Source organism: Pseudomonas sp. S2_A10 (assembly GCF_054668465.1).
Genome location: NZ_CP162773.1, coordinates 5,236,807 through 5,251,022 on the forward strand (window position 1 = coordinate 5,236,807; position 14,216 = coordinate 5,251,022).

Below are 14,216 nucleotides of genomic sequence, written 5' to 3' on the forward strand. Positions count from 1 at the left end.
CTCGCCATTTCCATGTCCCATATCCGACTTCTTTCGCATTTCTGCGCTTCTTCTAAAGAATGTCTAGCGAGTTGTCAGCTCCGTTGGCACCTCTATCGAATCAAACAAATAAACATCTTCAACTGAGCAGTCTGGATATATCCATTTCTCCCAATTCGAAATAACCCACTCCCTTGAAATTCCGTGTTCATCGGATGCGCAGCTTTCCAATGGCAAGTGCACCAATACCAAGCCTGATTTATTCCCGGAAGCCACCACCAGTGAATGGCCAAAGCTATCATCTGGTATATCGACCACCATGAAATCCACTATTGACTCATACGGCCAACTGGCAGGCACCCGAAAAACTTGCCCCCTGGCAATAACGGAATCTGAGCATTCGACAAGTTTGATACTATTCATCACTTCATCCTCAAATCATGTTTACCCGAGTCATCTTTAGATTTAGGAACAGGTATCAAATCAAACTGCACCTCTCCTTGATGTTTCCCTCGGCTATTCACCTGTTCCAACCTACCGTGCTGACTGTCAACTGCGTAAAAATATCCATCGGATCCAGCATAAACATCTCTGCCATTCAATTTCGTCAGGAAATTGTCTTTAGGCCAACCCAGGGAATCGGCTAACTCCCTTGCTCTGGTTTTTACAATTGCGACTCGTTCACCTGAAGGGAGGGTAACCAAAGACTTCTCAAATTCCGACGCAGACTGCCCCCACGGCAGGCTATAAACGTTCCCCAACGAAGGGTTTTCTACGATAGGCGTCGTGTACGTACCGTCTCCCGTCTCAACGACAGGGCTTCCGCCCGTGTCGGTGGGCAAAGAGGGCTGCATCACGAAACCGCCGATGCTTACAGGATGCAGGGTGTCAGTATCTACGGCTGGATTCGTCAATATTCCATATTTTGGGTCCAGTAGCGTGACCGGGAAGGTCGTACCCAGCATTAATGCCCACAATTCAGCCGAAATGGATAACTGCTGAGATCCGCTATAACCCGCCTCACCGGCAGACGCAACTAGCGCATTAACTGCATCTCGTGTGTTCTCCTGATTTTTTGTTCCGGCGGCAGCCGTAAGAAGCATTGTCCCTAACGCTGCAATTGCACCACCAGCCAAAGCCAAGGGCACAAAATTCAATCTTTCTGGATGAGGATCTTGCAAGCGTCTGAGCAGAACGAGCATGCCAAGAGCCTTGTCAGGATCGCTACCGGCAATTTGAGTAATGCGGTCTATCAACGCTTGAGTTTCGGGACTGTTATCACCATTGGTCATGTTTTTGATTGCAGCATTGACTGCGACCGCTCGAGCCCCCTCATTTTTACTATTTAACTGCCTTACAAAAACACGAAGAAGTGTGACCTGATCAGCAACCTCAAAACCCCGACCACTTAAGATGTTCACCGCACCAAAGAGCAGATCGGTCAGTGAGTTCAACGCCTCAAGACTATTTTCCCCGTACTTCTCGACATCCATTTTCCATTTTTCAAGCGTTTGTTTCGGATTCATCACCGCCTTGACTGAAGAGCTACTCACATACAGATCAGTACGGTGTTCCTCATCTCGAGTGACTTCGTAAGCCTGATTCAGATCTCGATTTAGGCCAAGCGTCGAGTCCTGCCCAGTATCCTTGTCATTACGTACTGTGATAGCGCCGGCACCCACGGTTGCCCGGAGGATCTGCTCGCGATCCTTTTCGTAGTTGTAACCCTCAACCGCCCAACTGGTACTCCCTTGGCCTTCCATACCCTTATTAGGCTTATCTGCCTGAGAACCGCTACTTGAGCCATAGCTACCACTTACATTCAAGTAGTAACCGTGTTCATTATCCTTCCCGGTGATATTACGAAACCCCAGCGTGTCGGTATCTAACTTCAGGTTCCCGTTCTCGGCGGACAAGACTGCCCCATCGATCTGAGTGTGCTTCTCGGTGCGTATATCCACCTTACTCTTGCCGCTGATTACAGTCTGACTTTCAACCCAATTAGTCTGACCTGTCGTTCGCCCGTAACCTACCGAACCGCTTGCTCCGTAGAAGGAACCTGTAATACTAAGATCGAGCTCCTTTCCATTGACCTTTCCAGTATCAGGCACAGAGATGACCGTTAGATCACGACCGACCTCACCAATTACTTCATCTGCGCGGAGTGTGGCACCGGCAATAGTGGTGTCACGGCCACTTTCAAAGTTCAGACTATTCCCTGCGTACAAATAGGCTTCTTGTTGATGAACACCATCGCGTTTCAGATTTCCTGTTCCGTAACTCGCACTTCCGTAGATTCCGAAGCCATCCTTCCCCGCAATCAGTCCTCCCTCGGCACCCCAGTTCCGACGGGTATTTTCGCTATTGGATACATTCTGGGCAGATAGGATTTTTAGATCGTTAGCGGCCTTGAGCGTGATATTCCGGTCGGCGTCAACCTCGGCGCCGACCAGAGTAAGGTCATTTTTGGCATCCAGTTTGACGCTACCACCTGCGTTAAGGCGGGTAACCGTGGACGTCCCCTGACTCGACTCGTCCTTCGCTCCGGAATTACTGACTCCCACACCAATTTTAAACCCGCCGGTCGTTCCGCCCTTGAGGCCGCCCTTGCTCTGCGTATTACTGCCGTCACTGCTATCATCGCCATGCGCAACATCGAACGTAATATTGCGCCCAGTAACATTGATATCGCGGCCCGATTCGAACTGGCTGCCTCTCACATTGATGTCGTTGCCGGCGTCAAGAATAATGTCATTCCCCGCACCCAGACTGGATGGACGCTTCGTCAGGGAAGTATGTGTATTAGTTTGACTAGTGCTTGATGCCCCGAGGTGCCCATCAAATTTTGGGCCGCTGAAAAAATTATCCAGAGTATCAACACTTTTTAAAACACTTGACCCCTTGCTGACCCTATCTTCACCTTTGCCGGTACCTTTAAGTCCGTTGATCGTATTGCCGATATTATAAGCAATAGTTGTCGTAGTACCGTTGCGTTTTACGCTGTTTTGACGGGTAACTTCATTAGTTTCATCTGCCGCGTCAATATTGATATCTCGGCCGGCTTTCACCCTGATATCGTTATCCGCCAGCAGGCCAGACCCTTGCTGATTGATATCACGATCCGCATTAATTTTTACATCGTGCCCCGCTTTGATATAGCTGCCTGCCGCCGTTCGGGCGGTGCTATTGATACCTTCCTTGATCGTTTCATCACCCACGAACGTGGTAAAGCCATTACTATCAATATCCTGCTTGATACCGTAACTTTTATTCGTTTCCCAACTATTACTACGTTGTTGATTTGCTCCCGCAAGAATATTCACATCACGACCAGCATCCAACGACGCGTTTCGTTCGGCGTTGATTCCGCTTCCAATGATATTAATATCTCGTGCGGACTTCAGGCTCACATCGCGGCCTGCATTGACTTGGCTGCCAACACTCGTGGACGTCGCGACTTCACGCCCACCTTTGTGTGACGCAATCGCGGTTATATCAGCGCCGGCGCCAGGTGTGCCGGCAAAGAGGCCAATGGTGTCCTTGAGCGACAAGCCGATCTTTTTCTTGAATGCTTCTGCACGACTGAAGGCCTCATCCTCACCCGCCGCGAGACTGATATCGCCTGACTGATCAATCAATCCAGCATGCAGTTCGGCGTCGTTTTCGGCATTGACTACGCTGGCATTCATTCGCACATCGTGACCGGCTACGACCACTACGTCGTGCCCGGCCGCCATGGAACTTCCAATCTGAGTCACGTTTGTCTGGAGTTGACTGCTTCCGCTTTTCGACATACCAAACAACCCGGTTTTTGTCTTTTTGCTGTAAGCACCGCTCTCCTCGATACCGGCAAGCATCGCCACATCGTTGCTTGCACCCACGACCAGATCATTACCTGCCTTGAGTTGGCTGCCTATGGTCGTTACGTTACGCCCCCCATTCAAACTGACGCTACCATCCTCTTCTTTGGTGGTATTGACTGTCAGATTTCGCCCAGCCTCAATCACCGAGGCAACGTTCTCGCTTTCATAACTTTCCGACTGAGTGGTTTTGCTTCGTCCGAACGAACCCTTTTTCTTCTTGTAGTAATAAGACGAACTCTCATCCTTCGCCGAAGCTACGGTGATGTCCTGTTCTGCACCGAGGCTGATGTCCTCGGTCGCTTTGATGCGGCTGGCAATGATGCCCAGGTCGTTGCCGGCGTTCAGCGCGATGTCGCGACCGGCGTTCAACACTGATGATTGCTGCGTGATGCTGTGAGTTTCGTTCGCGCGTTTTTTGCTGCGTGAAACGTAGTCGCTCTCGTCGGCGGCCGAGGTGATGACGATGTCATTGCCCGAATCGACGCTGAGATCGCGCTTGGCATCCAGCCGACTGGCCACGATTGCAACGTCGCGATCGGCACTGATCGACAGATCCCGTCCGGACGTTACTTCGGCGCCGTGCTGGGTGATGCTCTGATTGAGGAAACTGGTACCGCGCGCATTCGTGCTCCGGTTCTGGACCGAAGTGATATTGACGTCGCGATCCGCATCAAGCGTCATGTCCTGACCGCTTATGAGCACACCGCCGATGTTATTGATATCGAGGCCGGCCTTGATCGTCAGATCGTTGGCTGCTTCGATTCGCGCGGCGTTGTCCAAGTAGTCACGATGGATCACGTTGCCACCCCGGCTGACATCTACGCTGTTGACGTCGCGCTGGTTGATCACGCTGCCGTTGGTGGCTGTCAGGCTGACATTCTTGCCGGAAATGATGCCGCCGGACTTGTTGATGATGTCGTTGCCGGCCTTGAGCGTCAGGCGCTCGCCCGCTTCGATCAAGCCGCTGTTGGTGAGGTCATTGCCTGCTTCTGCCCAGAGGTTGTTCGAGGCGCGCAGCGTACCCGCGTTATCGAGGTTGCCGCCGGCGATCAGGGTCACGTCTCCACCTTGAATCAGTGCCCCATTTGGCGCCAACCGGTTATTGGCCTGCGCCAGATACAGCACCGGCACCAGCACTTTTTCGCCGTTCACTTCGTGCTCTTCGAGCCAGACGATGTCATGGGTCAGTGCTGCCACTTGCTGCGCGGTCAAGGTGACGCCCATCGACAGGTTGAGCTGGTCCTTGCTGGCGATGGCGTTGTTCATCAGGTACTTGAACATCGCTTCGTCAGAGGTCTGGCCGTCGATGAAGCGCTGACCAGTACGGGCGACCACGGCCTGCTGCACCAAGCGTTGTTCAAACAGGCCGTCGCCCAAGCGCTTGGCGCTGGTGTCGGGGTCGTAGCCGAGCTTCTGCAGCAGGTAATCCGAACTCTCGAATTTTTTCAGGTCGGTGAGTACTGGATTGGTTTCGATCAGGTATTTGTGTGGGTTGGAGCGCACGCTGGTGTCGGGCAGACCCTGTACGAGTGGCACGTCAAAGGAAACATTGCCACGATCAGGCGCTGAAACCCGAACAAGTCCGCCGCTCTCGGCGGCATTGACGCTGATCATTGCGGTCTTGTCGTTGAGATTCAGCGACTGACGATCAGCCAGTGCCAGTTCACGGTTTTTCACCGAGACCGGGGCGTCGTCGTCGATCTTGAACTCGGTAGCATGTCGGACCGGCATCCCGCCCGCATGTGTCGAGGGTGCGGCGCTGATAGACCTGATCTTCCAGCCTTCGGCGGCCACCATCGCCGGTTCGCTACCGTCCTTTTTGCTCAGACGGAACAGGCCGTTGTCGCCGCTCGGCAAGGTGAAGCCCGGCAAGGCCAGGGGGTTGACCTGCTGTTGGGCCAGGTCTGGAGGTAGCTGCGCGTTGATGCGAATGACGGTTGGCGTGACCTGGCCGGCCAGTTGGGTGGACCCCAGGCGCGATGCTCCCCCGACCGATGCGTTGCCGTTGCGAACGACGCCGTTGTCCAGTTTGTTGGTTGCGTTTATGTAGACGGTGCCGCCTGCCTGAACGACTGCGTTGGCATTTGTAGTCGGGCTGCGCTCAACGATGCTATCTCTGAAGAACGCTGCGTTCTTGACGGCGTCAGGTGCCTCTACTCGTACGCCGTCATTGTAATGGGGGGCTGGAATATAGAATTTGCCGTCGTAATCGAGATGGATTGAACCGAATGCGATATACCGATCAGCCTCACCACCGGACATACGACTGCGCACACGCGTCAACGATTCGACCTCATTGGCGTTCCAGACATGCAAGTTGGGTCTGGCAAATGCACCTTGTCCCGCGATATAGCCGAGCGCTCCGGAATCGTAATCCGGATCGTTAGCCGCGTTATAGCTCAGAACTTCTTCCCAGAATCTCGGGCCCTTGGGAGCATTGAACCAACGGGTAACGGTGTATTCACCTACAGACGCCCCTTGGTTGGTGAAGTTCTGCACATTAAGTGTCAGATTGCTGCCCGCACTGACCGCGGAGGCGTTGTTTAAAAACTCGCGGCCAATGCCAGTTAAGTTTCGGCCCGCCGTCAAAGTGCCCGAAGCTGAATCTCGAACAATGGTTGACTTGTAGTTTTCAACCCACACCATGTGACTCGGGGATGCATCTCCTTGACTGAAGTCACCGAAAGAAATACAGCTATAGCACCGAACGCCAATCGCTCCGGAAATCAGACCTCCTCCCGCAGCCACTTCAAATACATCCTTGCGATTCTCGATGCGTTCCGCCGCCAGACTCAGATCACCCACACTTTCGATGGTCGCCGAAATGTTATTGATCGAAGAGCTCCAGCCGTTGCTGTCGTCGCGGGCAATACTGATATTGCCCATGCCATAGATGTCGGCGTAACGGTTGGTAAGCGACCCGACGCGCAGGTTCATGTCACGGCCGCTGAAGATCAGACCGTTCTCGTTGAGCAATGAATCACTGGTGATCCGCAGATTGCCAGCGCTGCCCAACGTCCCGTTGTTGACCAGCGACGCGGCATTAACGGTCAGGCTGTCGGCGGAAGTGAGCCGGCCCAGATTGGACAGGGTGCCACGGCTGGTGACCGTGGCGGTCGATGCACCGGTGATGCTCGCCACGCTGCTCAAATCGATGCGCGAAGCCAGCAGCCCCAGATCGCCGACACTGCTCACCCGCCCATTACCGCCGTAAGTCCCACTCAACTGAATATCAAGCCCGCCATCACTGGCAATCAACCCCTCGTTCGTCCAGTTCCCGCCACGCCCCACCAACTGATTCGAAGCCAGCAATTGCCCACTGGCCGTCTGCACAAAATTGCCGACATTCAGCGTCAAGCGCCCCGCCTGAATCACGCTGCTGTTGGTCCAGCTGTCCGCGTTCAGGGTCAGGCCGCCACGGGTCACCAGTGAGCCGCCGGCGTTCATTACGTTGGTGGTGGAGATGCCGAATTCACCGAGGCCGACATGGGTCACTGTGCCGCCAGCGTTGAGCAAGCTCGGTGCAGCGAGGGAGAAGTCGGTGTTGGCGGTTTCCACCAGGCCGTTGCGGTTGTCGAACTGGCTGCCGATCTGGAAATCGGTTTTGCCGCTTGAGCCGAGGGCGCGCAGTTTGCCGCTCTGGTTGTTGAGGTTGGCGGCGCGAATCGCCAGGGTGCTGGCGCTTTCGATCAGGCCGCCGTTGTTGGCGAGATTGCCGCCAAGGCCAATGTCGATGAGGCTGCCGCTGACCTGGCCGGCAGTGTTGTTCATCGAGCCGGCGATGACGTTCACCTGGCCGCGGGCATAGATGCCGCCGCCGCTGTTGTCGAGGGCGTTGCCGCCGGCATTGAGCAGGATGTCGCCGCTGTTGGCGGCGATGCGCCCGCCGTCGCTGTAGATGCCGCCCAGTGCGCGCAGGTCGAGGCGACTGCCTTCGATCTTGCCTGACTGGCCGTTGCGCAGGACACCGGTCAGACGGGTTTGCAGCAGACCTTTGAGGCTCGACAGCACGCCGCCTCGGCTGTCGAGGCTGGCGGCAGTGAGGTTCAGGTCGCCGTTCTGCGCAATGATCTTGCCGCCCTGGTTGTCGATTGCGCCGTTGCCCGTGTTGATGGTCAGCGCGGTCATGCTTTGCACCGCGCCGCCGGCGTTGTTCAGCGCGGCTGCGGTGAGAGTGGCGTCGGCGGCGCTGCTGGAAATCAGGCCATCGCCGTCGTTGCGCAACAGGCCGCCGGCGGTGAGATTCAGTTGGCTGCTGGCGGCGATGGTGCCGCGCTGGCTGTTGTTCAGATCGCCGCTGGTGAGCAGTCTCAGCAGACTCTGGCTGATCATCTGGCCGCCACGGTTGTCGATGCTGGCCGAACGCGTCAGCACCAGCGGCCCGGTGCTGCCGAGCGCGCCGTTGACGTTGGTCAGCGCGCCGAGCAGGTCGAGTGTGACGCGATCATCGCCGACCAGGCTGCCGCCGTTGTTGTTCAACGCACCGCCGGTGAAGGTCAGGGCGTTTTTCGCATTCAGGTTACCCGAGGCATTGTTCAGGCTCGCCGCCCGGATATCGAGGGCGTCGGTGCTTTTGATCAAACCACCGGAGGTGTTGTTGAGTTCGCCGCCGAGCACAGTCAAGGTCTGCTTGCCGTCGCTGGTCAGCGTGCCGGCGCTGTTGTTGAGGCTGGCGGCCTTGATGTAAAGCTCGCCCTTGCTGCCCACGCCACCCTGGCTGTGGTTGATCAGTGCGCCGCTGAGGTCGATGCTGACATTGCCGAGCTGGCTGGAGATCGCGCCTGCGAGGCTGTTATCGACGCTACCGCCGGACAGAGTCGCGCCGGTCCAGCCAGAGACCAGTCCGCCCTGATTTTTCAGCTCGGCCGCCGTGAGGGTCAGTTGCTGATTGCTGATCAGGTTGCCGCCGCGATTGTCCAGGCTGTTGGCGCTAAGGCTGAAGCTGTTGACGCTGGAAACCTCACCTTTCTGGTTATTCAGGTCACGCAGGGTGGCGATGCTCAGCACGCCTTTGCTGTTGATCACGCCGTTCTGGTTATTGAGGTCACGCAGATGCGCAATGCTCAGCGCGCCTTTGCTGCTGATCACCCCGCCCTGGTTGTTGAGGTCCTGCGCGGTGACGCCGAGGTCGATGGCAAGGCCAGCGGCACCCACCAGCGTGCCCTCCTCATTGTTCAGGCCGGTGCTGTTGAGGGTCAGCTGCTGCGCGGCGCGGATGCTGCCTTTGTTGTGATTGTCGAGCAGACCATAGACGGTCACCGAGATATCGCTGTCACTGAGCAATACGCCGCCATCGCTGTTGTCGAGACTGGCCGCGCGAACCTGCAATGCTGCTGCCGCGATCGTGCCTTTGATCGAGGTCAGGACCTTGTCGAGGGTCAGGCTCAGTTTCTGATTGCTCAGCACTTGGCCGCCGCTGTTGTCCAGCGATTTGGCGATCAGTTCAAAGGCCTGCTCGCTGGAAATCTCGCCACCACGGTTGTTCACCTCAGCGAGATTCTTCAGCAGCAACTGCCCTGGCGCATTGATCACCCCACCCTGGTTGTTCAGCGCACCACCGTGCAGGTCGACGCTGACGCTGGCGTGGCTGCTGAACAGTTTACCGCCCTGCTGATCGAGGCCCTGAATATCGGCAGTCAACGCATTGCCAGCGCCGAGGCTGCCAGCCGTATTGGTCACTTTGCCGGCGCTCAACTCAAGCTGATCGGCGGCGTAAATGTTCGCCTGACTGTTATTGAGTTCGCCGGTAGTGATGTGCAGATTGCTTTTGCTGCTGATCACGCCTTTCTGCTGGTTGTCCAGCGCGCTGCTGGTGAGCGTCAACGCTGCATCGGTCAACAACTGGCCGCCCCGGTTGCTGACCGCACCGCGTGTGTCGACGCTGAGCGCTTTGGCGCTGGACAGCGTACCGCCATCGTTATTGAAGCTTTGCGCATCGATCGCCAGCGCACCTTCGCTGAACAGACTGCCCTGCGCGTTGTTCAGCTCGCCAGAGAGGGTAATCGCGAGGTCTTGTTGCGTGGTCAGGCGAGCGCTGTTTTCCAGACTTTTGCCGACCAGCGTCAGGCCGGTAGCGCCGGACAGCACGCCGTTGTTGCGGTTGATCACCTCGTTGACGGTCAACGCCAGATTGCCGCCCGCCAGCATGTAGCCGCTGTCGCTGTTGTCGAGCCAGGCACCGATCAGGTTCACGCCGGTCTTGCTCGACAGTTCACCGCTGCGGTTATCGACACGGTCGACGACCAGTTGCAGCGCTTGGGTCGAACCGACCAGGCCCTCGCGACGGTTATCCAGACGCGCCGCCGTGAGCGTCAGGCCCTCGTCGGCGATGACCACGCCAGCCTGGTTGTCGAACAGATCAGTGACGGTGAAATCGACCGCGCCACGCCCACGAATCTCACCGCCGCTGTTGTCGAGGCTGGCGCTGCGCGCTTGGAGGCCAGCAGAGGCGATCAGGCCTTTCACGTTGCTCAGCGCACGGTCGATGACCAGGGTGAGTTTTTCATTGCTGAGCAGCTTGCCGCCGTCATTGTTCAGGCTTTGCGCGCTCAGATTCCAGGCTTTGGCAGCGGAGATTTCCCCGGCGCTGTTGTTCACATCCTTGAGATTTTTCAGCAGGAGTTGGTCCGGCGTATGAATGTTGCCGCGCTGGTTATCGAGCAGGCCATTGTTGAGGTCCAGGGTCAGATCGCCGTTGCTGAACAGCTCGCCGCCGTCCTGCTGCAGCGAGGTGACGGAAGCCTGCAGGGTTTTCTGGCTGCCGATAATCCCGCCGGAGTTATCCAGATGCGCGGTGGTCAGCAGCAGCGTGCCGTCCGTGGCGAGGCTGCCGCCCTGCCGGTTCTTGAACTCACCGGTGGTCAAGGTCGAATCGGCCTTGGCACTGAGGATACCGTTGTCGCTGTTATCGAGACTGCCGCTGGTGAAGGTCAGGCCCTTTTGCGAGGCGATGAGCCCGCCCTGATTCTGCACCCCGGCGACGCTGGTCAGTGCCATCGCTTCCAGGCTCGACAGCTTGCCCAGGCGATTGTCGAGGCTGCCGAGATTCAGGGTCATCTGCCCTTCACTGTTGATCAGGCCTTGCTGGTTGTCGAGGGCATTGTCGAACGTCAGGTCCAGTGTGTTCTGGCTGACGATCCGCCCGCCCACATTGCTCAAGCCGATGCCGCTGAGCGTCGCCGCGCCTTTGCTGAAAATCAGGCCATTGGTGGCGTTGATGATCTGCGCGACTTTCAGGCCCAGCGTGGTGTCGGACAGCACCTTGCCGCCCTCGCTGTTGTCCAGGCGTGCGCCATTGATATGCAGGTCGAGTTGACTGGAAAGCGTACTGGCGCGGTTGTCGATCTGGTCGACATTGACGGTCAGGGTCTTGAGCGACCCGACCAGGCTGTCCTGGCGGCTGTTGAGGGTTTTGCCGGTGAGTTTCAGATTGCCTTCGGCAACCAGTTCGCCGGTTTGCTGAGTCAGGTTGTCGATGCTGGCGTCGATATCGCCCTTGCCGGAAATCCGTCCGGCATCGTTGGTGACATCCCGGGCTTTGAGGTTCAACAGTCCGGTCGAGGTCAGCAAGCCGCCGTTGCTGTTGTTCAGTGTGCTGCCTTCGAAGGTCAGCGCTGCCTTGCTCTCGGCGCGGCCCTTGTCGCGGTTATCCAGATTATCGATCAGCAGCGTCGTCGCTTTGTCGGCGCGCAACACACCCGCACGGTTGTCGGTGGTGGCGCTGCTGACGGTCAGGGTGTCGAAACCGGAAATCTTGCCGGCGCGGTTATCCAGGCGCGTGGCCTGCACGTCCATCGCACCGTTGGCCTGGATCAGGCCCTTGTTCTGGTTGTTCAACTGGTCACTGATGCGCGTGGTCAGTGTGCCTTCGCTGGTCAGCTGGCCTTGCTGGCTGTTGTCCAGTTGTTGCGCTTTGATCGCTACGGCCTGTTTCGCGCCGATCCGTCCGGTGCGATTGTTGATGGCGCCGAGGGCGGTGATGTCGAGCAAACGGCCAGCGGTGATCAGGCCGGCGACGTTGTCCAGCGAGGTGAGCGTGAGCACTACGTCGCTCTGGCTGCCAAGTTCACCGTTGCTGTTGATCAACTGACCGATGTTGCCGGTGAGTTTGCCATTGCTGGTGAGCGTGCCTTGATTGTTCAGCACCTGATTGGCAGTGAGGGTCAGGCTGTTGTTGCCCAGCACTTTGCCGGCGTTGCGGTTGTCCAGCGTGCCGGCGGTGATGCTCGTGGTCTGGCCACTGAGCAGGCCATTCTGGTTGTTGAGGGTTTGCGCGGCGTTGACGGTCAGGTTGCGGCTGGCGCTGAGGCTCTTGCCACTGTTGCTCAGATTCTGTGCGCGAAGGCTCAAATCACCGTTGCTGTTACGGCTGCCGTCACCATTGACGCCGGCTTCGATGGCGCCGGCATTGGTCAGTTGCCCACCGGCGCTGAGCACCACGCTGTCGCGGGCGGCCAAGGTCTGGCGGTTGGTCAGGTTGCCTTGGGTCTGTACGTTGAGCGATGTGCCAGCGTAAACCGGCGCTTGCGCGTCGAGGCTTGCGGCTTTGACGTTGACCGCGCCGGTAGCCGAGGTGTCGGCCAGGCTCAGTTGCCCGTTCGCATCAAGCTGAATATCGCCGCCGCTGGCGATCAGTTTGCCGTCGAGTTTCACCCCGACGCCGGCCTCGGTGCCGACCAGTTTGATCGCTCCGGCGTACATGCCGCCGAGGGCCGAGGAGTCGATGGCCAGTTGCGGTTTGGCGCTGCCGTCGTCGGCGCGGGCCGTGGCGTTGAGGGTGTCGGCGTTGACGTCGTTGCGACCGGCGACGATGGTCAGGTTCTGCGCTTGAATCTGCGCATTGATCTTGGCGCTGCGGGTGATGATTTCGAAACGGTCGATATTGGTCGCGTTGATGCCCGCGCCTTCGATAGCCACGCTGCCCTGATCGACCTGAAAGCGATCCAGCCGACCGTTTTCCAGCACTGGTTTACCGGTAGTCAGCGTCACCCGAGGTGCGTTGATGAAACCGCAGCCATTGCAGGTGATGCCATAGGGGTTGGCGACGATGACCCGCGCCGACTGCCCGGCCACTTCGGTGTAGCCGCGCAACTGACTCGGGTTGCCGCTGATGACTTCGTTCAGAATCGCCTGCGCCGAACCGCTGTTCTTCAGATTCGGGTTGCCAATGACGTGGCCGCCCAGTTGCGTGTTCGAAGTTTGAGTCGCGCCGTTGTTGAGGATGACGCCTTGTGCGCCGACGTTGTAATCGTGGAACTGGTTGTGCGACAGGCCACTGGCGTTGGGCGTGGCGATGTTGACGATCGGCACGCCGTTGCCGGCACGGTCCAGCGTGGTATTCGGGTTGGCAACGACGATGCCGTCGGCCTGCGCCCACAGCGGTTGCCAGAACATGACGTTGGCCAGCAGGAACGCCAGTCCGCGCTTGGGCATGCCGAGGAACTCCTCGCGTTTGGCCACGACGGTAGAAGGCTGGCGAGCGAGGAATGCGTACTGGCGAACGTCCATGTGAAGATCCTGCAACGGGCAATAATCGGTCTGATCAGGTGCCATGCTCCGCAGGTAAGCGGCGCGGATGAGCGCAAAGAGTCGCTGGCATCCCTGCAATAGCGCACTAGTATCAAAATAGTGGCGCGATATTAGATGGCCACTATTTTGGCGTCAATTAATGGATGCGTTGAAAAATCGATTTCGATGAGCGGTACGGCTCAAATCCGTAGGCAATGAGCTTGTTAACGGATCTATTTATCAGCGTAGGTTCGCGAGCGCGGGTACGCCTTCAGGGTTACTCACGATTCATCCGAAGCAACCTCTGTAAGATTTCAGACGATCCCTTGTAGGCTTCATCCCGAGTGTTCGATTCCTACGCAAAACACAGAAAGATCTGACTGCTGTCGTTTCCCAGATACACGCACATTTCTCTGTCACAAACAGACACAGGGAAATGTGCTCAATGATGCACCCCGCCAACCTCGCGGCAGCCGCAGCGTCCAAAGCCCCGATCATCGGCCCCGCCGCCTGCCCCTTGCGCAACACCCACGTGCAACTGCTGCCCCTCGCGTACGGCCTGGTGGAAAAAACCTTCGACCCCGGCAGCGAACTCACGCTGCCGTACACCCTGACCACGCGCCCCATGGGCATCCGCCGCCTGCGCGACGGTTGGCTGTACATCGTCGACAGTCTCAGCGGCGAGCTCTACGAATACCGCGTGCTGGAAGGTGTCATCAGCGCATTGCTGCATCGCGGCAAAAGCGTCAGCGAGGATCAGCGCAGCACCATCGAAGAACGTCCGGCATTGATCTTCTCGCGCAAAAGCACCCTGTACCTGACCTTCGCCGACGTGCAGTTGAGCGCGGCGAAATGCCGACAGGTGCT

Annotated in this window: 2 protein-coding genes and 1 pseudogene; 1 reads left to right on the top strand and 2 read right to left on the bottom strand. The window is 57.5% G+C overall.

What is annotated here, in order from left to right:
• Window positions 1–63: 63 nt before the first annotated feature.
• Both imm45 and AB4N41_RS23440 read right to left on the bottom strand, forming a co-directional pair.
• Window positions 64–402, bottom strand: coding sequence for an Imm45 family immunity protein (imm45, locus tag AB4N41_RS23435; protein ID WP_252876441.1), 339 nt, complete (start codon window positions 400–402; stop codon window positions 64–66).
• Window positions 402–13,349, bottom strand: coding sequence for a hemagglutinin repeat-containing protein (locus tag AB4N41_RS23440; RefSeq protein ID WP_460138091.1), 12,948 nt, complete (start codon window positions 13,347–13,349; stop codon window positions 402–404). The genes imm45 and AB4N41_RS23440 overlap by 1 nt, the downstream gene beginning before the upstream one ends.
• Window positions 13,350–13,797: 448 nt before the next feature.
• Between AB4N41_RS23440 and AB4N41_RS23445 the strand changes: the two are divergent.
• Window positions 13,798–14,205 (top strand): annotated as a pseudogene (locus tag AB4N41_RS23445) (toxin VasX); the annotation flags it as partial.
• Between the last annotated feature and the right edge of the window lie 11 nt (window positions 14,206–14,216).

Bases quoted from the DNA above. Each gene is read 5' to 3' on its own strand.
- imm45 (WP_252876441.1), bottom strand. From the start codon at position 402: ATGAATAGTATCAAACTTGTCGAATGCTCAGATTCCGTTATTGCCAGG.
- AB4N41_RS23440 (WP_460138091.1), bottom strand. From the start codon at position 13,349: ATGGACGTTCGCCAGTACGCATTCCTCGCTCGCCAGCCTTCTACCGTC.